This window comes from Pantoea sp. S61, assembly GCF_016625145.1.
GTDB classification, from domain to species: Bacteria; Pseudomonadota; Gammaproteobacteria; order Enterobacterales; family Enterobacteriaceae; genus Pantoea; species Pantoea rwandensis_B.
The window spans coordinates 133,323-155,278 of record NZ_JACVUO010000009.1 but is presented as its reverse complement, the minus strand read 5'-3'; the positions used below and the strand labels follow the sequence as shown (position 1 = coordinate 155,278).

At 52.8% G+C, this 21,956-nt stretch carries 15 protein-coding genes; 7 read left to right on the top strand and 8 right to left on the bottom strand.

All coding sequences use genetic code 11. The features are described 5' to 3' along the window. Window positions 1-29 precede the first annotated feature (29 nt). The 3 genes from cydC to trxB form a co-directional block, all read right to left on the bottom strand. Window positions 30-1,760 (bottom strand): cysteine/glutathione ABC transporter ATP-binding protein/permease CydC, encoded by a 1,731-nt coding sequence (gene cydC / locus IAE30_RS17665; protein WP_200680496.1) that lies wholly within the window; start codon window positions 1,758-1,760, stop codon window positions 30-32. After that, a complete protein-coding gene (gene cydD, locus IAE30_RS17660) occupies window positions 1,760-3,529 on the bottom strand; it encodes a cysteine/glutathione ABC transporter permease/ATP-binding protein CydD (RefSeq protein WP_200680495.1) in 1,770 nt (589 codons plus the stop codon). The genes cydC and cydD overlap by 1 nt, the downstream gene beginning before the upstream one ends. A 146-nt stretch (window positions 3,530-3,675) precedes the next feature. Beyond that, window positions 3,676-4,641 carry a thioredoxin-disulfide reductase gene (gene trxB / locus IAE30_RS17655; protein WP_200680494.1) on the bottom strand — a complete coding sequence of 322 codons (966 nt, stop codon included), beginning with the start codon at window positions 4,639-4,641 and terminating at the stop codon, window positions 3,676-3,678. Between the two features lie 521 nt (window positions 4,642-5,162). Here trxB and lrp point away from each other — a divergent pair. The 5 genes from lrp to serS all read left to right on the top strand — a co-directional run bounded on the left by lrp (window position 5,163) and on the right by serS (window position 12,774). Further along, window positions 5,163-5,657: a leucine-responsive transcriptional regulator Lrp gene (lrp, locus tag IAE30_RS17650; RefSeq protein ID WP_006118610.1), complete on the top strand. Its 495-nt coding sequence runs from the start codon at window positions 5,163-5,165 to the stop codon at window positions 5,655-5,657. Between the two features lie 119 nt (window positions 5,658-5,776). Next, window positions 5,777-9,244, top strand: coding sequence for a DNA translocase FtsK 4TM domain-containing protein (locus IAE30_RS17645; RefSeq protein ID WP_200680493.1), 3,468 nt, complete (start codon window positions 5,777-5,779; stop codon window positions 9,242-9,244). Window positions 9,245-9,419: 175 nt separating this feature from the next. Continuing rightward, complete coding sequence (lolA, locus tag IAE30_RS17640; protein WP_034820613.1) at window positions 9,420-10,031, top strand: outer membrane lipoprotein chaperone LolA; 612 nt, start codon at window positions 9,420-9,422, stop codon at window positions 10,029-10,031. A gap of 7 nt (window positions 10,032-10,038) precedes the next feature. Further along, window positions 10,039-11,385 carry a replication-associated recombination protein A gene (locus IAE30_RS17635; protein ID WP_038647837.1) on the top strand — a complete coding sequence of 449 codons (1,347 nt, stop codon included), beginning with the start codon at window positions 10,039-10,041 and terminating at the stop codon, window positions 11,383-11,385. Between the two features lie 96 nt (window positions 11,386-11,481). Further along, window positions 11,482-12,774 carry a serine--tRNA ligase gene (gene serS, locus IAE30_RS17630; RefSeq protein WP_200680492.1) on the top strand — a complete coding sequence of 431 codons (1,293 nt, stop codon included), beginning with the start codon at window positions 11,482-11,484 and terminating at the stop codon, window positions 12,772-12,774. A 138-nt stretch (window positions 12,775-12,912) separates the two neighbouring features. Here the strand turns inward: serS and IAE30_RS17625 are convergent, their stop codons facing one another. Beyond that, complete coding sequence (locus IAE30_RS17625; RefSeq protein WP_200680523.1) at window positions 12,913-13,140, bottom strand: hypothetical protein; 228 nt, start codon at window positions 13,138-13,140, stop codon at window positions 12,913-12,915. On the opposite strand from IAE30_RS17625, the gene IAE30_RS17620 reads away from it, so the two are divergent. Then, complete coding sequence (locus IAE30_RS17620; RefSeq protein ID WP_200680490.1) at window positions 13,088-14,239, top strand: MFS transporter; 1,152 nt, start codon at window positions 13,088-13,090, stop codon at window positions 14,237-14,239. The two genes, IAE30_RS17625 and IAE30_RS17620, sit on opposite strands and share 53 nt — an antisense overlap. Before the next feature lie 48 nt (window positions 14,240-14,287). Here the strand turns inward: IAE30_RS17620 and pflA are convergent, their stop codons facing one another. The 4 genes from pflA to ycaO all read right to left on the bottom strand — a co-directional run bounded on the left by pflA (window position 14,288) and on the right by ycaO (window position 20,514). Next, window positions 14,288-15,028 carry a pyruvate formate lyase 1-activating protein gene (gene pflA / locus IAE30_RS17615; protein WP_038647833.1) on the bottom strand — a complete coding sequence of 247 codons (741 nt, stop codon included), beginning with the start codon at window positions 15,026-15,028 and terminating at the stop codon, window positions 14,288-14,290. A gap of 159 nt (window positions 15,029-15,187) precedes the next feature. Further along, a complete protein-coding gene (gene pflB, locus IAE30_RS17610) occupies window positions 15,188-17,470 on the bottom strand; it encodes a formate C-acetyltransferase (protein ID WP_200537198.1) in 2,283 nt (760 codons plus the stop codon). A gap of 67 nt (window positions 17,471-17,537) precedes the next feature. Further along, window positions 17,538-18,398: a formate transporter FocA gene (gene focA / locus IAE30_RS17605; protein ID WP_038647829.1), complete on the bottom strand. Its 861-nt coding sequence runs from the start codon at window positions 18,396-18,398 to the stop codon at window positions 17,538-17,540. A 355-nt stretch (window positions 18,399-18,753) separates the two neighbouring features. Beyond that, complete coding sequence (ycaO, locus tag IAE30_RS17600) at window positions 18,754-20,514, bottom strand: 30S ribosomal protein S12 methylthiotransferase accessory factor YcaO (protein WP_200680488.1); 1,761 nt, start codon at window positions 20,512-20,514, stop codon at window positions 18,754-18,756. Between the two features lie 313 nt (window positions 20,515-20,827). Between ycaO and serC the strand changes: the two genes are divergently transcribed. Then, the gene (serC, locus tag IAE30_RS17595; protein ID WP_045816273.1) at window positions 20,828-21,913 is read left to right on the top strand and encodes a 3-phosphoserine/phosphohydroxythreonine transaminase; all 1,086 of its coding nucleotides are present in this window, start codon (window positions 20,828-20,830) and stop codon (window positions 21,911-21,913) included. Window positions 21,914-21,956: the final 43 nt, after the last annotated feature.

Here is a 21,956-nt window from a genome sequence, read left to right as displayed (position 1 = left end):
TCAATTACCCTTCGGGCTGCTCGCTAAGACTATAGCGCAAAGCGCTGGTGGAAACGCCAATAGCGTCCTGCTTTTGAGATTAATTCGTCATGCGTGCCCGACTCAATAATCTGCCCCTGGTCCATCACGCAGATACGATCCATTGTTGCCAGGCCACTGAGGCGATGGGTCACCATGATTACCGTCTTACCCTGACTGACCTGACGCAACAGCGTCAATATCTGCTGTTCGGTGGTGGCATCCAGGCCTTCGGTGGGCTCATCAAGCAACCACAGATCGCCGTTGTGCAACAGGGCGCGCGCAATGGCCAGGCGACGCAGTTCGCCTCCCGACAGCGGGCGGCCACCTTCGCCCATCCACGCGTTGAGCCCTTCATCATGTTCCGCCAAATGGGTGAGTCCAACCTGATGCAGGACTGCATTCAGTTGTTCATCACTGGCGGCAGGGTGTGCCAGCAGCAAATTATCGCGTAACGTCTGACTAAACAGATGCACGCGCTGCGTGACCACGCTGATACGTTGACGCAGACTTTTTTCGTCCCACTCGGCAAGTGGAATATTATTTAGTCGAATGTCGCCCTGCTGCGCCAGCCAGCCACGCGTGATCAATGCCAGCAAACTGGATTTGCCGCAGCCGGTGGGGCCGAGCAGTGCCAGATGCTCACCGGTTCGTAGCGTAAGCGAGAAGTGCCTGAGTACCGGCTCCGGTCGCTGCGGATAGCTGAAAGTGATCTTTTCCAGCGTCAGGCTGATGCCCGAATCAGAGGACACGGTCGAGGAGGGAAAACGAATCAGAGGCGCTTGCTCAATGATTTCCTGTACGCGCTGTGCCGCGCCACTGACCTGCGAAAGCGGCAAAAATGCGCCTGCTACCGGTGCCAGCGCTTCAAATGCCGCCAGGCCGCAGAACACGAAAAGCGCGATGAATGCGCCAGGTGCGCTATCGCCGCCTACGCCCGCTGCGGAGATCCACAGCAGCAAGACGACGGTTGAGCCGCTGATTAACAATAACAGGCTTTGCGCCAGCGCTTGCAGACGATGCTGTTGCTGCTGTGCCTGTTGCCAGCGCATCTCTTCGGCATCCAGTTTTTTACGCCATAAGACCGCAGCACCATAAATTTGCAGTTCAGCCAGTCCGGTTACCCAATGCGTCAGTTGCAAACGCCAACTGGCTTGGTGCTGGGCGATGCGATGCCCGGCTGAGGTGCCTAATCGCCAGAACAGCGGCGGCATGAGCAAAAGCGTCAGCAGCATCATTCCGCCCAACAGCAGCGCCAGTGGCACATCCAATATCGCCAGACCGCAAGTGACCACCACTATCACTACCGCCGCGCCGACCAGCGGTGAAATAACGCGCAGATAGAGATGGTCTAACGTATCGACATCGCTGACAAAGCGGTTAAGCAGTTCGCCCTGTCTGAAACAGGCCAGTTGTTCGGGGGCCAGCGCGATCAGTTTGCTAAAGGTGAACACACGCAAATGCTGCAACACCCTGAAAGTGGCATCGTGACTGACTAAGCGCTCGAAGTAACGCGACGCAGTGCGAGTGATTGCCGCTCCACGCACCCCTGCTGCGGGCAACATATAGTTGAAACTGTACAGGCCAGCCACGCCCGCCAGCGATGAGGCGGCGAGGAACCAGCCAGATAGGGTGAGCAAGCCGATACTGGCGAGCAAAGTCGCAATAGCCAAGATGATACCCAGACTTAAACGCCACGGATGACGACGAAACAGGCGCAGAAACGGCAATAGTGGATTCATCAGACAATCTCCTGCTGGCGATGCTGCACCATGGCACGCAACGGCCCGTCCTGAGCAATCAGTTGTTGCCACTGCCCCTGCTGCACCAGTTGCCCGGATTGCATCACCCAAACTTCATCCCAACTGGCAAGATCGTGAAGTTGGTGGGTGATCATGAGGGTGGTTTGTTGTGTGGCTGCCTGGTTTAATGCGCGCAACACATGCTGTTCACTTTGGCTATCAAGACCTGAACCAGGCTCGTCCAGCAGCAGGAGTTGTGCCGGTTTCAACAGGGCACGCGCAACGGCGACGCGTTGCGCCTGGCCAACAGAAAGGCCCATTCCGCCATCGCCAATGGGTGTGTCGAGGCCTTGCGGCAAACGGGCGAGAAACTCATCCACGCCCGCCTGTTGTAAAACGCTGCGCAGTGTGGCTTCATCCATGCTGCTGTTGAGAGACAGGTTTTCGCGCAGCGTGGTCGCGGGCAAATGTGGATTTTGACCCACCCACGCCAGATGCTGCTGCCAGCTATCACGGCCAATATCCCGCAGTTCATGCCCATTGACGCACAGCGAACCTTGATAGGGTAGAAAGCCGAGCAACACATTCATCAGTGCTGATTTTCCTGCGCCACTTTGACCCACCAGCGCCACGCGTTTATTCGCCTCAAGCGTAAAATTCAGCGGCTGTGATAACGCTTCACCTTTGGCTGTCATCACCACCAAATCCTGTGCTTCAAGGCTTAAAGGGGTATCGAAAGCGACTGACAGGCTGGAGGCTGATACTGGGATTTCCGGACTTTCGTTAAGAAAACGATCCAGTGCATCGGCGCCCCCAACGGCTTGCGCTTTAGCGTGGTAAAAAGTACCCAGATCGCGCAGCGGCTGGAAAAACTCAGGCGCCAATATCAGTGCCAGGAATCCAGCAAACAAGGTCACACCCGTTCCATAATGACCAAAATTAAGTTCGCCAAGATAGGAGAAGCCGAAATAAACCGCGACCACGGCAATCGCCAGTGAGGCAAAGAATTCCAGCACCGCGGAAGAGAGAAAAGCAAGGCGCAGCACTTCCATGGTGCGCTGACGAAAATCCGTGGTGCTTTCAGCAATCGCCTGCTGCTCAGCGGCAGCCCTGTGGAACAGGCGCAATGTTTCACGCCCGCGCAGGCGGTCATAAAAATCGCCGCTCAGACGCGCCAGCGCGAGGAAATTTCGACGATTTGCATCGGCGGCTCCCATGCCGACCATCGCCATGAAAATCGGAATCAGCGGTGCGGTCGCGAGCAGGATCAATCCGGCCGCCCAGTTAATCGGGAAGATGGCTATCAGGATGGCGAAGGGAATAAAAACGGCTAAAGACATCTGTGGCAGATATCGCGCGTAATACTCTTGCATCTCTTCAATTTGCTCAAGCAGCAGTGTTGCCCAGCTTCCCGCCGGTTTGCCCTGAACCCAGGCAGGACCTAAATCATTTAGCTTGTCCAGTACCTGCTTGCGCAGAGCGCGACGGATGGCAACGCCAGCACGGTAACCTGCCATTTCCCGTGCATAGTGCAGACCCGCGCGAAGAGCAAAGCAGAACAGCAGCAGGATGAAATCAGTCAGCAGGGCACCGCGCGGTTGTTGGGCGACGATAAGATTCTGCAGCAGCGAGGCCAGCAACCAGGCTTGAGCAATAATCACCAATGCACCGGCAAAACCGAATAGCGATGCGGCACGTAAACTGCTTGCGCCGTGGAGACGTTGCTGACGGAGCCAGCGAAGAAGATGTTGCTGCCGTGATTTTTCCATGCGAAGCCGTTTGATCACTGATGGAGAGAGGCAAAACCGGATAAAGTATCCGGAAATATTAAGCGCATGAACTTTAGCATGCAGGCAATAAAAAAGGCGACCTAAACAGGTCGCCTCTTTGCAATTATGATCAGCTTATTAACAAGTTACAGATCGGTTTTAACAAGCCCGTCAAGGTAGCGTTCTGCATCCAGCGCCGCCATACAGCCGGTACCGGCAGAGGTGATCGCCTGGCGATAAATATGATCCATCACGTCACCCGCCGCAAATACGCCTGGAATGCTGGTCTGGGTCGCATTGCCCTGCAAGCCGGACTGCACTTTGATATAGCCGTTTTCCAGCGCCAGCTGGCCGTCGAAAATGGCGGTATTCGGGCTATGACCAATCGCCACAAACAGCCCGGCAACATCCAGCATTTCCGGCTCTTCACCTTTGGTGGAAAACAGTTTCACACCGGTGACACCCATCTGATCCCCGACCACTTCTTCCAGTGTGCGATCGGTGTGCAGTACGATGTTGCCGTTGCGCACTTTATCCATCAGACGATCGATCAGGATTTTTTCCGCACGGAAGCTATCACGACGGTGAATCAAATGGACTTTCGCCGCGATATTTGCCAGGTAAAGGGCCTCTTCCACCGCGGTATTACCGCCACCAATCACCGCGACTTCCTGATTACGATAGAAGAAACCGTCACAGGTCGCACAGGCGGAAACACCTTTGCCTTTGAACGCCTCCTCCGAAGGTAGACCCAAATAACGCGCGGATGCACCGGTCGCGATGATCAGCGCGTCAGCGGTGTACTCACCGCTGTCACCCGTTAAACGGAAGGGGCGGTTTTGCAAATCAACCGTGTGGATATGGTCGAAAATAATTTCGGTGTTGAATTTTTCGGCATGCTCTTGCATACGTTCCATCAACGCCGGGCCGGTCAGATCGTTCGGATCGCCTGGCCAGTTCTCAACTTCAGTGGTCGTGGTGAGCTGACCGCCTTTTTCCAGCCCGGTAATCAATACCGGATTCAGGTTAGCGCGCGCGGCATAGACTGCCGCGGTGTATCCGGCAGGGCCGGAGCCTAAAATGAGCAGCTTACTGTGTTTGGCCGTACTCATGCGTTCCTCAGTTTTTTTGCGACAACATAGTTTTTGATTGTAGGGAAATTAGCGCAGCAAAAAAAGGTTTCAGCAATTTTGATAACAATCGCTGCAAGCGGCGTAGTCGATGAGTGCAAATTCTGCACGTCGATTGCGCCAAAAGGGGGCAATGCTCGGCAAATTCTGGTGCAGCAGCATAAAAATTCTCATTTAAAAACAGCAACCCAGAACTCTATCTGGCATCTTGTACTGAATTTGGATGTTTTACTTTGACAATCGCCTGCTGTTTTGCGAAAACATTACCAGAAGCGGAGAATATTTAGCGGTTCAAAACAGAATTTCATTTCTGTTTTGCGCGTTTTTGCCGGATAAACTCAGTCTGACATTGGTAATGACGCATGATGTGGACAGACAACATACGTCATACGGATGGAAGCGTTACTGCACAGACTTATCGTCTTCACTTCAGTAAGGCCCTGAACAATGAGCGTTTTCAGGGTGTGGCAGGTAAAGGGAAGGAATTAAGAGAGACAATAATAATGGTAGACAATAAGAAACGCCCCGGAAAAGATCTGGACCGTATCGACAGAAACATTCTGAATGAATTGCAGAAAGACGGCCGTATTTCTAATGTTGAGCTTTCAAAACGTGTTGGCTTATCACCTACGCCGTGTCTTGAGCGTGTGCGTCGCCTGGAACGTCAGGGCTTCATTTTGGGTTACACCGCACAACTGAACCCACATTATCTGGATGCTTCACTGCTGGTATTTGTTGAGATTACTCTGAATCGTGGTGCGCCAGATGTGTTTGAACAATTTAACGCCGCTGTGCAAAAACTTGAGGAAACTCAAGAGTGTCACCTCGTTTCCGGTGACTTTGACTACCTGTTGAAAACCCGTGTACCGGACATGTCCGCCTACCGTAAGCTTTTGGGTGAAACCTTGCTGCGCCTGCCGGGCGTAAACGACACCCGTACTTACGTGGTGATGGAAGAGGTCAAACAGAGCAATCGTCTGGTGATCAAAACCCGGTAATGCAGGGCAGGTGCAAAACTTGCAGGAATTCGGTACACTCCTGTGAATTCATACAGGACCAGCGTCGGGCTTGCCCGGCGCTGTTGCCTTCTTAATTTACAGGCACCTGGAGAGTTCTCTTGAGCCAGGAATATACAGAAGATAAAGACGTTTCGTTACAACCGCTGAGCAGTGGACGCAGGCTGCTGGAAGCGTTGCTCATCCTTGTGGCCCTGTTCGCCATCTATTTGATGGTGTCGCTGGTTAGCTTCAATCCTTCCGATCCAAGCTGGTCGCAGACCGCCTGGCATGAACCGATCCATAATTTGGGCGGTAGTGTCGGCGCATGGCTGGCGGATACGCTCTTATTCATTTTCGGCGTGATGGCGTATGCCATTCCTCCGGTCATCATTGGTTTGTGCTGGATTACATTCCGTCAGCGCGATCGGCAGGATTACATCGATTACTTTGCGGTGGGCTTACGCCTGATTGGCGTGCTGGCGCTGGTGGTGACCACTTGTGGTTTAGCTGCGCTCAACGTTGATGACATCTGGTACTTTGCTTCGGGCGGTGTAATTGGCAGCCTCATCAGTAATGCGATGGCGCCCTGGTTTAGTTCTGCCGGCGGCACTTTGACGCTGATCTGCGTGTGGGCGGCAGGCATAACCTTATACACGGGCTGGTCGTGGCTAACCATCGCCGAAAAAATCGGGAGCGTGGTGATGGGCGTACTGACCTTCGCCAGCAACCGCTCTCGTCATGACGAACCCTGGCAGGAAGAAGAGGAGTACGAAGAAGAGGAAGAGCATGCCGAACATGCTGCGCCTTCACTGCGTGCTGCGCAATCGCATGATGACGATGATGACGTTCTGCTGGCTAAACCGCGTAAGGTGGCTGAGCCTATCGCCGAACAGCTGCCGGATGATCCTCTGCTAGCCAAAGCCAGTGCCGCGACAGCCGCGGCCATTGCGGTGACCGCCGAAGCTGCACACCAGGCGCCCGTTGTGCCGTCACCCGTGGTCAATGCACCCGCCGAAGCGGCACCTGTTGCTCATACCCCTGAGGTGCCTGCGGCAGTAGCACCTGTTGCGGTACCGCCTGCGCCTGAACCGGTTATTCAACCCGCACCGCCGCTGTATCGCTTTGAAGTTCCGGGCGAACCGGCACCCTCAGCGTTTTCACCCGTTGATGACGATGAAGGGCCACGCATGGGGAACTGGCAGGATGCCGCTCAATCATCTGCTTCTCTGAACACTGCGGCAGCCGCAGCAGTGGGGGCAGCTGCTGCGAAAACGGCTTCTGCGTATACACCAGCCTTCGATGTGGTGCCGGAGCGTGATTACAATCCGCAGGTGAAGCAGGGTATTGGCCCTGAATTGCCGCGTCCGAACAAAATTAAACTGCCAACACGTCGTGAACTGGCTTCTTACGGCATTAAGTTGCCGTCACAGCGTATGGCAGAAGACAAAGCGCGCGAAGAAGCCGAGCAGCTGTTGCCTGAAATGACAGCGACCTATCATGAACCCTCACAGGATCATGAAGAGGATACCGCCTTGCAGGAAGCACACCTGCGCGAAGCGTTTGCATCTCAGCAACAGCAGCGTTATGCAGAAAGCGGACAGCATCAAGTCGAAGAAGATGAAGAGGCTTTACATCAGGCGCAGTTGGCCAATCAGTTTGCAGCTCAGCAGCAACAACGCTATCAGCAATCTGAAACCAATGAAGGCCCTGTATTTAACCTTGATACTTCATCAGCCTTTGATTTTTCGCCAATGAAAGATTTGGTCGATGACGGCCCAAGCGAGCCATTGTTTACCATCGCTGCAACGCCTGAGCCGGAAGCGCCTGCGCAGTGGCAACAACCTGCTGCACCACAATCCGAAGCGCCTGCGCAGTGGCAACAACCTGCCGCACCACAATCCAAAGCACCTGCGCAGTGGCAACAACCTGCCGCACCGCAGCCAGAAGCCATGCCATCGCTGAATGAGCACAATAGCCCATGGTCGTCATCCGAGACCGAAAGCTATGCTGCGCCAGCAGAAGCGCCTCAACCGGCCGCCCCTGCGCAAGATAGCCTGTTCCATCCATTCCTGGTTCGTCATGAACGTCCGTTGGAAAAGCCTTCTACGCCGCTGCCGACGCTTGATTTGCTGACCTCTCCGCCTTCGGAAGAAGAGCCGGTGGATATGTTCGCGCTTGAGCAGACAGCACGATTGGTTGAAGCGCGTCTGGCCGATTATCGTGTGAAAGCCGAAGTCGTCGGTATTTCACCAGGTCCGGTGATCACCCGCTTTGAGCTGGATCTTGCTCCTGGCGTGAAAGCTGCGCGTATTTCTAACCTGTCGCGCGATTTGGCTCGTTCGCTTTCAGCTGTCGCGGTGCGTGTGGTTGAAGTGATTCCTGGCAAACCTTATGTCGGCCTGGAATTACCGAACAAACATAGGCAAACCGTCTATCTGCGCGAAGTGCTGGATTGTGACAAGTTCCGCGATAACCCGTCACCGCTGTCGGTGGTGCTGGGTAAAGATATCTCGGGTCAACCGGTGGTGGCCGATCTGGCGAAGATGCCGCACCTGCTGGTTGCTGGTACGACCGGTTCCGGTAAGTCGGTTGGTGTGAACACCATGATCATCAGCATGCTGTATAAAGCCACACCAGAAGAAGTGCGCTTTATCATGATCGACCCGAAAATGCTGGAGCTCTCCGTCTACGAAGGCATTCCGCATTTGCTGACTGAGGTGGTCACCGACATGAAAGATGCGGCGAACGCGCTGCGCTGGAGTGTGGGTGAGATGGAACGCCGCTACAAGCTGATGTCTGCTCTGGGCGTGCGTAACCTTGCCGGTTACAACGAGAAAATTGAGCAGGCTGCTGCCATGGGGCGCCCAATTCCAGATCCGTTCTGGAAGCCGGGTGACAGTATGGAGACCACGCCGCCTGTGCTGGAAAAACTGCCGTACATCGTAGTGTTGGTGGATGAATTCGCTGACCTGATGATGGCGGTGGGCAAGAAAGTTGAAGAGTTGATTGCTCGCCTGGCACAGAAAGCGCGTGCGGCGGGTATTCACCTGGTGCTGGCAACGCAGCGTCCGTCGGTAGATGTGATTACCGGCTTGATCAAAGCCAACATCCCAACGCGCATCGCCTTTACGGTGTCCAGTAAAATTGACTCACGTACCATTCTTGATCAAGGCGGCGCGGAATCACTGTTGGGGATGGGTGATATGCTTTACATGCCGCCTAACTCCTCAATGCCGGTGCGTGTCCATGGTGCCTTCGTGCGCGATCAGGAAGTGCATGCGGTAGTGCAGGACTGGAAAGCGCGTGGACGTCCGCAATACATCGACAGCATTACCGCGGGTGAAGAGAGCGAGAGTGCAGCGGGCGGTCTTGATGGTGATGAAGAGCTTGATCCGCTATTCGATCAGGCGGTCTCATTTGTGGTCGAGAAACGTCGCGCCTCTATCTCCGGTGTTCAGCGCCAGTTCCGTATTGGTTACAACCGTGCAGCGCGCATCATTGAACAGATGGAAGCGCAGGGTATTGTTTCTGAACCGGGCCATAATGGTAACCGCGAGGTGCTATCACCGCCGCCGCACGAGATGTAATCTAGCGCACGCCATGACTTACTTCTGGGCCAGTTAACACTGGCCCGTTGTTTATCTGCAGAACGATCCCCATATCGATGGGAGCTTTCGGCTTTTTCTTCTGTCGAACAGACAGAGCGGCAACTACGTTTAATGCAGTAAGTGTCGGGAAACCATGAATAAGGAATCGAATCAGATGAAATTACGCGTTATTGCCTGCGGCCTGCTGGCCGGTTTTGTTTCTTCGTCGGTATTGGCGGATGCGTCGAGCGATTTGCAGCAGCGTCTGAACAAAGTGAACAGCTTCCATGCCAGCTTTAGCCAGAAAGTGACAGATGGCAGCGGTGCGAATGTGCAGGATGGTGAAGGTGAACTGTGGGTTAAACGCCCAAGTTTATTCAACTGGCATATGACCGCGCCAGACGAAAGCGTGATTATCTCCGATGGCAAAAACCTGTGGTTCTATAATCCGTTTGTTGAGCAAGCCAGCGTTAGCCTGCTGCAGAACGCCACCAGCAATACGCCGTTTATGCTGATTGCCCGTAATCAGCCAAGCGACTGGCAGCAGTACAACATCAAGCAGCAGGGTGATAATTTCGAGCTGACGCCAAAAAGCAGCGATGGCAACCTGAAGCAATTCACCATCAATGTTTCTGCATCCGGAACCATCAACAAATTCAGTGCGATTGAGCAAGATGGTCAACACAGTGATTATCAGCTGAAGAGCCAGAAAAACGGTGCGATTAGCCCAGATAAGTTCACCTTTACACCGCCAAAAGGGGTAACGGTGGACGATCAACGTCAGTGAGGTCGCGGTGAGTAACCTGTCCCTGGATTTCGCCTCTTCAAATGAGTTCCAGCCGCTGGCCGCGCGTATGCGGCCAGCCACATTGCAGCAGTATATCGGGCAACAGCATCTGCTGGCGGCGGGTAAACCGCTGCCGCGCGCGATTGAAGCCGGGCATCTGCACTCAATGATTTTGTGGGGGCCGCCAGGAACAGGGAAAACAACGCTGGCAGAGATTATTGCGCACTATGGCAAGGCGGATGTTGAGCGAATTTCTGCCGTGACATCCGGCGTGAAAGAGATTCGTGAAGCCATCGAGCGCGCCCGGCAGAATCGTCAACTGGGCCGCCGTACCATCCTGTTTGTGGATGAGGTTCATCGTTTCAATAAAAGCCAGCAGGATGCATTCCTGCCCCATATTGAAGATGGCACCATTACCTTTATCGGTGCGACCACCGAAAATCCATCTTTTGAACTCAACTCGGCACTGCTATCGCGTGCTCGCGTCTATCTGCTGAAATCGCTCACCACTGAAGATATTGAACAGGTGCTCACCCAGGCGATGGAGGACAGTGCGCGAGGGTACGGTAATAGCGACATTCTGCTGCCGGACAACACCCGGCGTATGATTGCTGAGTTGGTTAACGGGGATGCGCGTCGTGCGCTGAATACGCTGGAAATGATGGCGGATATGGCAGAGAGCAATGCGCAAGGAAAGCGTGAGCTGACGCCACAGTTGCTGAATGAAGTCTCAGGAGAAAGGGCGGCGCGGTTTGATAACAAAGGCGATCGTTTCTACGACCTGATTTCGGCGCTGCATAAATCCGTGCGCGGTTCGGCGCCGGACGCCGCTCTCTACTGGTATGCCCGCATCATCACGGCCGGGGGTGATCCGTTGTACGTTGCACGCCGTTTACTGGCGATAGCTTCGGAAGATGTGGGCAACGCCGATCCACGTGGTATGCAGGTGGCTATTTCGGCATGGGACTGTTTCACCCGCGTCGGGCCTGCTGAAGGCGAGCGCGCCATAGCCCAGGCGATTGTTTATCTGGCTTGCGCACCCAAAAGTAATGCGGTTTATACCGCGTTCAAGGCGGCCATGCGCGATGCGCGAGAATTCCCGGATTACGATGTGCCTGAGCACCTGCGCAATGCACCCACCAAATTAATGAAAGAGATGGGGCTGGGCAAAGAGTATCGTTATGCACATGACGAACCCAATGCTTATGCGGCCGGAGAGGTGTTCTTCCCGCCTGAAATGGCGCAAACGCGCTACTATCAACCCACCAATCGGGGGCTTGAGGGGAAAATCGGCGAAAAACTCGCCTGGTTGGCTGAACAGGATCAAAATAGCCCGATAAAACGCTACCGCTGATAAACGCCTTACGGTAAGGTGAGCAAGTATTTCAATGCATTCCAGTGGGATGCATCCCTTCATTCGTTCAACCAACCTTAATTACACAGGATAAGCATGCTCGATCCCAATCTGCTGCGTAATGAGCCAGACGCAGTCGCTGAAAAACTGGCACGCCGAGGATTCAAACTGGATGTGGAAACGCTGCGCTCGCTCGAAGAGCGTCGTAAAGTACTGCAGGTAGAAACTGAAAATCTGCAGGCAGAGCGTAATTCCCGATCCAAATCCATCGGTCAGGCCAAAGCGCGTGGGGAAGACATCGAGCCACTGCGTCAGGAAGTGAACGTGTTGGGCGAACGCCTGGATGCGGCGAAGGTTGAGCTGGATACACTGCAAAATACCATCCGCGATTTTGCCCTCTCGTTGCCTAACTTGCCGGTCGATGAAGTGCCGCTGGGTAAAGATGATACTGAGAATCAGGAAGTCAGCCGCTGGGGCCAGCCCCGCCAGTTCGATTTCCCGGTAAAAGACCACGTTGAGTTGGGTGAAGCGGTTAAAGGCCTGGATTTCGCTGCCGCAGTGAAACTGACCGGTTCACGCTTTATCGTGATGCAGGGGCAAATTGCTCGCCTGCACCGTGCGCTTAGCCAGTTCATGATTGATCTGCATACTCAGCAGCACGGGTATCTGGAAACCTACGTGCCGTATCTGGTTAACCATGAGACGCTGTTTGGAACGGGTCAATTACCTAAGTTTGGTGAAGACCTGTTCCACACCAAGCCTTTGGGTGAAGAAGCGGGCAGCAGCAACTACGCACTGATCCCGACGGCGGAAGTGCCGCTGACCAACCTGGTGCGTGATGAGATCGTGGAAGAAGAAAATCTGCCGATTAAACTCACTGCGCACACGCCATGCTTCCGTTCTGAAGCGGGTTCTTATGGACGCGACACGCGTGGTCTGATCCGTATGCACCAGTTCGATAAAGTTGAGATGGTGCACATTGTTGCGCCAGAAACGTCAATGGACGCACTGGAAGAGCTGGTTGGCCACGCCGAGAAAGTGCTGCAATTGCTGAATCTGCCATACCGTAAAGTACTGCTGTGCACTGGCGATATGGGCTTTGGTTCAGCCAAAACCTACGATCTGGAAGTATGGCTACCGGCGCAGGATACTTATCGTGAGATCTCCTCTTGTTCCAACATGTGGGATTTCCAGGCGCGTCGCATGCAGGCTCGCTGCCGCAGTAAAACTGATAAGAAACCACGTCTGGTACATACACTGAACGGTTCGGGACTGGCGGTAGGTCGTACGCTGGTTGCGGTGCTGGAAAACTACCAGCAGGCTGACGGCCGTATCGAAGTACCAGAAGTGCTGCGTCCTTATATGGGCGGACTGGAAACCATTGGTTAACCCCAGCTTTCTGATAGTAAAACCCGGCAATGCCGGGTTTTTTGTTTTTTAGCTTCAGCCGATTATTTTTTAGTAAGAATTAATCAGAAATAAACGTTATCGTCAGCAGACTTCCTCAAAACACTTAAATCCATAAATTCATGCAGATAGCATTGAGTTTTTATGATGATATATCTCCTCTAAGCTGCTGAAGATAAAAATAATAAATTGTTCAGCAGCAAATTGTGCGGCGGTGATTTTTTGCCCGTTGACTTTAAAATAGCGAATGGCAAACTGCGCGCAATTATCTTCATTTCTTTGGTTTTTAATCCCTATGTCTACCTGGTCGCGCCCCGTCGTGCTGCTGCTTTGCGGCTTAATGCTCATGACGGTGTCTATTGCTGTGCTGAATACGCTGGTACCGCTTTGGCTTACCCATGATCAACTGCCGACATGGCAGGTGGGTATGGCCAGTTCAGCCTATTACACCGGTAATCTGCTGGGGACGCTGCTCGCAGGCTGGTTGATCAACCGCTATGGCTTTAATCGCTGTTTTTATCTGGCCAGCGCGCTGTTTGCCGTGGCGACCATGGGAATGGCGCTGTTAGAGGGTTTCTACAGCTGGACTGCGCTGCGTTTTATTGCGGGTGTCGGTTGTGCGCTGATCTGGGTGGTGGTGGAGAGTGCGTTGCTGTGCAGTGGCACAGTGCGTAATCGCGGTCAGTTGTTGGCTGCCTATATGATTGTCTATTATCTCGGCACGGTGGCGGGCCAGTTGCTGGTGAGCCGCGTGTCGACTGAACTTCTGCATGTCATTCCATGGGTCACCGCGCTGATCGTCTGCGCCGTGCTGCCAGTGGTCTTCCTGCGTGTTAATGCCAGCTCAGCGACTGAAGAGGCTTCTACGGGTCGCATCTGGACCATGTTGCGCCGTCGCAGCTCACGTCTGGGCATCAACGGCTGCATTATTTCCGGTATCGTACTGGGTTCACTTTATGGTCTGATGCCATTGTATCTGTCGCATCGGGGAATGAGTGATGCCAACGTGGGTTACTGGATGGCGCTGCTGGTGAGTTCGGGCATTGTCGGTCAGTGGCCGGTGGGACGTCTTGCCGACCGTTTTGGGCGCTTGATGGTGTTGCGCGTTCAGGTGTTTGTGGTGATTCTGGGTGCCATCGCCATGTTGGGCGATACTGCCATGGCGCCTGCACTGTTTGTTCTGGGGCTGGCTGGCTTCACGCTCTATCCAGTGGCGATGTCATGGGCATGTGAAACCGTTGCGCATCATGAGCTGGTTGCCATGAATCAGGCGCTGTTGTTTAGCTACACCATCGGCAGCCTGGTCGGGCCGGGTATGACATCGATGCTGATGCAGAATTACTCTGACCGTTTGCTGTTTGTAATGATTGCCGCTGTGGCACTGGTCTATCTGGTGATGCTGCTGCGTAAAGCTGACCAGCATGCCACGCCAATTGCACATGCTTAATATCTGAATGAACCAATGAAAAAAGGGAGCGGTAAGCTCCCTTTTTTGTCAGTACATCACTTCGTGACCATATCCTGCCAGAATATTTTTGACCCGTTCCATCGTCTCTTTACTGGGTGGTTTTACCCCATCCAGCTTGTACTCTTCTCCCATGGCAATCCATTTGTGCTTACCTAACTCATGGTAGGGTAGCAGCTCAATTTTCTCAACGTTCTCCATATCCTTGGTGAATGCACCCAGGCGATGGGCAGAGTCATCGTCATCGGAATAGCCGGGCACGACCACGAAGCGAATCCAGGTACGTTTGCCTTTTTTCTGCAGATAGCGCGCGAAATCGAGGGTGCGATGATTAGAGACGCCAACCAGAATCTGGTGCACATCATCATTAATTTGTTTTAGGTCGAGCATCACCAGATCGGTGGCATCCAGCAGTTCGTCAATCACCGGATCGTAACGACGTACAAAGCCGTTAGTATCCAGGCAGGTGTGAATGCCTTCTGCCTTACAGGCACGGAACCAATCACGCACAAACTCGGCTTGTAAGATCGCTTCCCCACCTGATGCCGTTACTCCTCCGCCAGAGGCATTCATAAAGTGACGATACGACAGTGCATCTTTCATCAGGTCGTCCACCGTGACTTCTTTGCCACCGTGAGTGTCCCAGGTGTCGCGATTATGGCAGTAGAGGCAGCGCATCAGACAGCCCTGGAAGAAGGTGATAAAACGGATGCCGGGACCGTCAACGGTGCCGCAGGATTCAAATGAGTGGATACGACCGATGGTTGACATTGCGATGTATTCTCCGGGTTAGCCTCAACATCAGGCGGCACAATCTGTGTTGTGCTCTTGGATTAAAGTCGATTTTGCGAGGCTGCCAGCGAAAGCAAACTGGCAAAACAGACTTGTGGAGAAAAGGCTCCCGCAGGAGCCTTGACATTTCAGTGAGGATTACAGGGACTGAGTGAACGTACGGGTAATCACATCCTGCTGCTGCTCTTTGGTCAGCGAGTTAAAGCGCACCGCATAACCGGAAACACGAATGGTCAGCTGAGGATATTTCTCAGGATGTTCCATCGCATCCAGCAGCATCTCACGGTTCATAACGTTGACGTTAAGGTGCTGACCCCCCTCGATATTGGCTTCATGGTGGAAATAGCCATCCATCAAGCCCGCAAGGTTGGTTTTACGCACATTATCATCTTTACCGAGTGCATTAGGCACGATGGAGAAGGTGTAAGAAATACCATCTTTAGCATAGGCAAACGGCAGTTTGGCTACCGAAGTCAGAGAAGCCACCGCACCTTTCTGATCGCGACCGTGCATTGGGTTAGCACCTGGACCGAATGGCGCACCTGCACGACGACCGTCAGGGGTGTTACCGGTTTTCTTACCGTATACCACGTTAGAGGTGATGGTCAGCACCGACTGCGTTGGCACCGCATTACGATAGGTTTGCAGTTTCTGAATTTTCTTCATGAAACGTTCAACCAGGTCACACGCCATATCATCGACACGTGAATCGTTGTTACCAAACTGCGGATACTCGCCTTCAATCTCGAAATCTACGGCCAGGCCATCCGCATCACGCACGGTTTTTACTTTGGCATATTTAATGGCAGAGAGGGAATCTGCCGCCACTGACAAGCCTGCGATACCACACGCCATGGTGCGATAGACATCACGGTCATGCAGCGCCATCAGTGAAGCTTCGTAGCTGTACTTATCATGCATGTAATGGATGATATTCAATGAGGTGACATACTGTTTAGCCAGCCAATCCATGAAGTGATCCAGACGTGCCATCACAATGTCGAAATCCAGAATTTCATCAGTGATTGGCGCCTCTTTCGGGCCAACTTGCATTTTCAGTTTTTCGTCCACGCCACCGTTGATTGCATACAGCAGTGTTTTAGCCAGGTTGGCGCGGGCGCCGAAGAATTGCATCTGTTTGCCGACAATCATTGGGCTCACACAGCAGGCGATCGCGTAGTCATCGTTATCAAAGTCAGGACGCATCAGATCGTCATTCTCATACTGCAATGAAGACGTATCGATAGAGACTTTGGCTGCATATTTTTTGAAGTTAACCGGCAGTTTTTCTGACCACAGAATGGTCATGTTAGGTTCCGGTGACGGGCCCATGGTGTACAAGGTATTCAGGAAGCGGAAGGTACTTTTGGTGACTAAAGTACGGCCATCGACACCCATACCGGCCAGAGACTCGGTTGCCCAGATTGGGTCACCTGAGAACAATTCGTCATATTCTGGGGTACGCAGGAAACGCACCATACGCAGTTTCATCACCAGGTGGTCAATTAACTCCTGCGCGCCTTCTTCAGTCAGTTTGCCCGCTTTAATATCACGGTCGATATAAATATCGAGGAAGGTGGATACGCGACCGAATGACATCGCGGCGCCGTTCTGTGATTTCACAGCGGCCAGATAGCCGAAGTAGGTCCACTGTACAGCCTCTTGCGCTGTGGTAGCGGGCAGAGAAATATCAGAGCCGTATTTGGCAGCCATTTCTTTAATCTGACCAAGCGCACGGTGTTGCTCGGAGATTTCTTCACGCAGGCGGATAGTGGCTTCAAGATTGACACCATTTTCCATATCGCTTTGCAGTGAATTGAACTGCGCCACTTTATCTTTCATCAGATAATCGATGCCGTACAGCGCCACGCGGCGATAGTCACCGATGATACGACCACGACCATAAGCATCTGGCAGACCGGTCAATACACCGGATTTACGGCAGCGCAGAATGTCCGGAGTATAGACATCGAACACGCCCTGGTTATGGGTTTTACGATAGTCGGTGAAGACTTTTTTCAGGGCGGGGTCGAGTTCACGGCCATAAACTTTGCAAGAACCTTCGACCATTTTGATGCCGCCAAATGGGATAATGGCGCGTTTCAGCGGTGCTTCAGTCTGCAGACCTACAATGGTCTCCAGCGACTTATTGATATAACCCGCATCATGTGAAGTGATGGTTGAAGCCAGGTCGGTATCGAAATCAACCGGTGCATGGGTGCGGTTCTCAATCTTGATACCTTCCAGCACGCTGTCCCACAGTTTAGTGGTGGCTGGTGTGGCGCCCGCGAGGAAAGATTCGTCACCTTCATAGGGGGTGTAGTTTTTCTGGATAAAGTCACGGACGTTGACACCGTTCTGCCATTCGCCGGCGCTAAATCCTTCCCAGGCTGACGCCATTTTTTCGTTAAGTTCGGACATGATATACCTGCCTTATTTAGGGAGACTCTGACGATGACGTGCCCTCGGGCACGCCCGTTTTAATTTCTTAATGCACCGGATCATCACCGCGCAGATAGATGACCCAGTAGGTCAAACCGACTAACAATCCGCCACCGATAATGTTGCCGATTGTCACTGGAATGAGGTTATTAACAATAAAGTCGCCAACGCTGAGAGAGGGGAACTGTGCGGCGCTGGAACCGGCCATTTGCCAGAATTCCGGGCTGGCGAAGTCGCGAATGACGATTGCCATCGGAACCAAAAACATGTTGGCGATACTGTGCTCAAAGCCGCTGGCGACGAACATCCCGACGGGCAAAATCATGGCGAACATTTTGTCGAACAGACTGCGGCCGGAGTAACTCATCCACACCGCCAGGCAAACCATCAGGTTAGCGAGTGTGCCGAGGCTAACCGCTTCAATAAACGTGTGATGCATTTTGTGGTCGGCGGTTTGCAGGACATTCAATCCCCACGCGCCATTGGCAACCATATGTTCACCTGCTAACCAAATCAGTGCGACAAAGAACAGCGCACCAAACAGGTTACCGATATAGACATTCAGCCAATGACGACCGAGTTGCATCCAGGTGATGCGCCCGCTGGCTTTCGCCACCACAATCAAAACCGTCGAAGTGAACAGGTCCGCGCCACACACCACAACCAGCATCAAACCCAGAGAGAAGCAGATACCGCCAATCAGTTTCGCAATACCGTAGGGCATGGCGCCACTGCCCGTGGTGGCCGTAATGTAGAAAACAAACGCGATAGAAATAAATACGCCAGCAGTGATGGCTAAGAAGAAGGTGGTTAAAGGATGTTTAGTGGCTTTATAGACGCCGGCATCTTCAGCAACTTTCGCCATGGCCGCGGGTAATAATGCATTAAAAGGGTTGTCAGCTTTCACACTAACGCTCTCCTGAAATTGTCTGTAAAGATGCTAACAAAGGAGTATAGGTCAGGAATTGATGTGGATCATAAATGGCAGGGAGGTACGGGGTAAGCGAGGCGTTAAGTTAAAGAATATACACTTAACTGATTGAATAATATAAACTAAAAATTTTTTAATTTATGCAAAATAAGTTTAATGATTGGTCTTTGAGAGTGACTCAATGTTAATTCAGTTTAACCAATGAAACTGAATTGTTAATAATCAATATTCAATGTTGAATATGACAATGTGAAGCAAAAAAAATGGCACCGGGATTAATCAGTGCCATTCTCAACGTTAGCAAAAATATCGCGCTAAGCGTTCGTGAATATTACTTTGACCAGTAGTTGCGCTTTGCTGCCTGCAGTTTTTCATAGGCGGCCAGCAGGGCCTGATGCGCCGGGAAGGCTTTCAGATCGAGGTCCACTGCCTGCAAGCCGTAGAATGGCGCTTCACCGCTGATCGCTGCAGAAGCGGCATCAACAGCGGCTTCGCCATACATCCGCACAAAGGCACGATGATATTGCAGCGGATCGCGTTCTTCTTCCATGGCGAGCAACAGCAGGGTTTGCAGGCAACGGTAATAGTTGGCGCGTTCGGCGCTGAAGATTGACTGGTTGAACTCCATGGTCCACTCCGTCCAGATCAGAGCCTGATCCAGATCTCCGCCCGCCAATGCCAGCATGGCTTTCAACTCGCCAATACGCAGGGTGTACCAGCCATTGTCTTTACCTGACGCCAGACCCAGCAGCTCACGGACGCGAGTGAAGTCGTCATGACCTTCTTCATCCAACTGCTCGATGAGGTTCAGATACGCTTCCGGTTCCCACTCACTGGCTGGCAGCGCCAGCAAGGTTTCACGCAGCGGCGCGCCCATGCTGTTGTTGGCCAATAACAGGTCTTCTGCCGGATAAATATCTGACATGCCCGGTACGATGATACGGCAGGCGTAAACGCCCAGATGCTCATAATCCGCGATGTAAACCTCTTGATCTTCCGCGCGGAAGATGGCCATCAGCGTATCAAACTCTTCATGCGTGCTGCCTGAGAAGCTCCAGTCGACGAAAGGATAATCCGCATCGTCTTTGAACATGTCCCAGGAGATTAAACCACTTGAATCGATAAAGTGGGTTTCCAGGTTGGCGTGTTCAGCCACTTCTTCATCATCGAAGGTTGGTGGGGTGAAGACATCCAGGTCTTTCAGTCCACGGCCCTGGAGCAGTTCAGTAACGGTACGTTCCAATGCCACACCAAAGTCTGGGTGCGCGCCGAATGAAGCAAAGCAAGTGCCGTTGGCCGGGTTGAACAACACTACGCAGATAACCGGGTACTTGCCGCCCAGTGAAGCATCGTAAGAGAAGATTGGGAAACCTTCGGCTTCCAGACGTTCAATCGCCTCAATCACGCCGGGGTAGCGCTGCATCACTTCAGCAGGGATTTCTGGCAGGCTAATTGACTCAGCGATAATGCGGTTTTTAATGTGGCGCTCAAAGACTTCAGACAGGCCCTGTACACGCGCTTCGTTCGCGGTGTTACCGGCAGACATGCCGTTAGAAACATACAGGTTGCCGATGATGTTCATCGGGATGTAGACCGTCTGCTGGTCGGATTGACGGGTAAATGGCAGGCCGCAGATACCACGGTCAACATTACCTGACTGCAGGTCAATCAGATCTGAGGCGCTCAGGCTATCTTCAGGATCGTAAAATTTCTGCAGACGCGCATCCAGAATCCCTGCTGGCAAGCTGTCATCGTCGGTCAATGGGAACCACTTCTCATTCGGGTAGTGAACGAAATCGCCGTTGGCGATGGACTGACCGAGCCAGAAATCGGCGAAGAAGTAGTTGGTTGAGAGACGCTCAAAATATTCGCCTAACGCCGAAGCCAGTGCCGCTTTCTTACTGGCACCTTTACCATTGGTAAAGCACAGCGGGCAGTCGCGATCGCGGATATGCACAGACCAGACGTGTGGAACCGGGTTCAGCCAGGAGGCTTCTTCAATGTTGAAGCCCAGGTCCTGCAGTTTGTGCTGGAAACGTGCGATGGAGTCTTCCAGTGCGGCGTCTTTTCCTGGAATAAACGTTTGCGTCATGTTGGCGCTCTCTCAAGTCGATGGGGTGGGCGTAAAGCGCGCAATGATACGGGTTTTGCGCCTGCTTCGCTATTCAGTGGTCTAAATTTATCGCGGTATTGTCACGGCTATTTCATCACCTGGCAGCATTCTGATTTTAGTTCGGGAAACTCCCTCACATAATTCCGTGGCTTATTGCATTTATGACATAAGCTGCGGTGGAGCCCGCCCCGGAATTGTGATCGCTATCGGATTAATGATTGCAGCCATTCGGAGGCAATGATAAAACCGATACGGTATTCATAACCGTTCGATATGACAGTGGTGAGGGGAAATGACGCAGGTTTATAATTTTAGCTCCGGCCCAGCGATGCTGCCGGTAGAAGTGCTCCGTCGTGCAGAACAAGAACTGACAAACTGGCACGGATTAGGCACCTCTGTAATGGAGATCAGCCATCGCAGTAAAGAGTTCATTGCTGTCGCTGAAGCCGCAGAACAGGATTTTCGCGATCTGCTGAAGATCCCATCGAACTACAAAGTTTTATTCTGCCATGGCGGCGCTCGCGCGCAGTTCGCAGCTATCCCTGGTAACCTGTTAGGTGATGCGAAATCCGCTGACTACATTGATGGTGGCTACTGGGCACATAGCGCGATCAAAGAAGCGGAAAAATATTGCTCTCCGAACACCATCGACGTCAAAACCACGCTTGACGGAAAACGTGCTTTGTTACCAATGCGTGAATGGCAGTTGAACGATGATGCCGCCTATGTGCATTTCTGCCCGAATGAAACCATTGATGGTATTGCTATCGATGAAGAGCCTGACTTTGGTGACAAAGTCGTGGTGGCTGATCTTTCTTCAACCATCATGTCTCGTCCTATTGATGTCAGCCGTTACGGTGTGATCTACGCAGGCGCTCAGAAAAACATCGGCCCAGCGGGATTAACGCTGGTGGTGGTGCGTGAGGATCTGCTGGGCAAGGCGCAGCGTTATGTGCCATCTATCCTTGATTACAAGGTACTGGCTGAAAACGAATCCATGTTCAACACACCGCCGACTTTTGCCTGGTACCTCTCTGGCCTGGTATTTAAATGGCTGAAAGAGAAGGGGGGTGTTGCTGAGATGGATAAGGTTAATCAGGCAAAAGCTGACTTGCTGTATGGCGTCATTGATAACAGCAGCTTCTACCGTAACGATGTTGCTGCTGCGAACCGTTCACGTATGAACGTGCCGTTCCAGCTGGCTGATGCCGCGCTGGATAAGGTGTTCCTTGACGAGTCACTGCAGGCTGGCCTGCATGCACTGAAAGGGCATCGCGTGGTTGGCGGTATGCGTGCATCGATCTACAATGCGATGCCGCTGGAAGGGGTGAAAGCCCTGACTGAGTTCATGATCGACTTTGAACGTCGTCACGGCTAATTAATCAACACAGGCCAGCCTGGCTGGCCACTGGCCCCGTTCT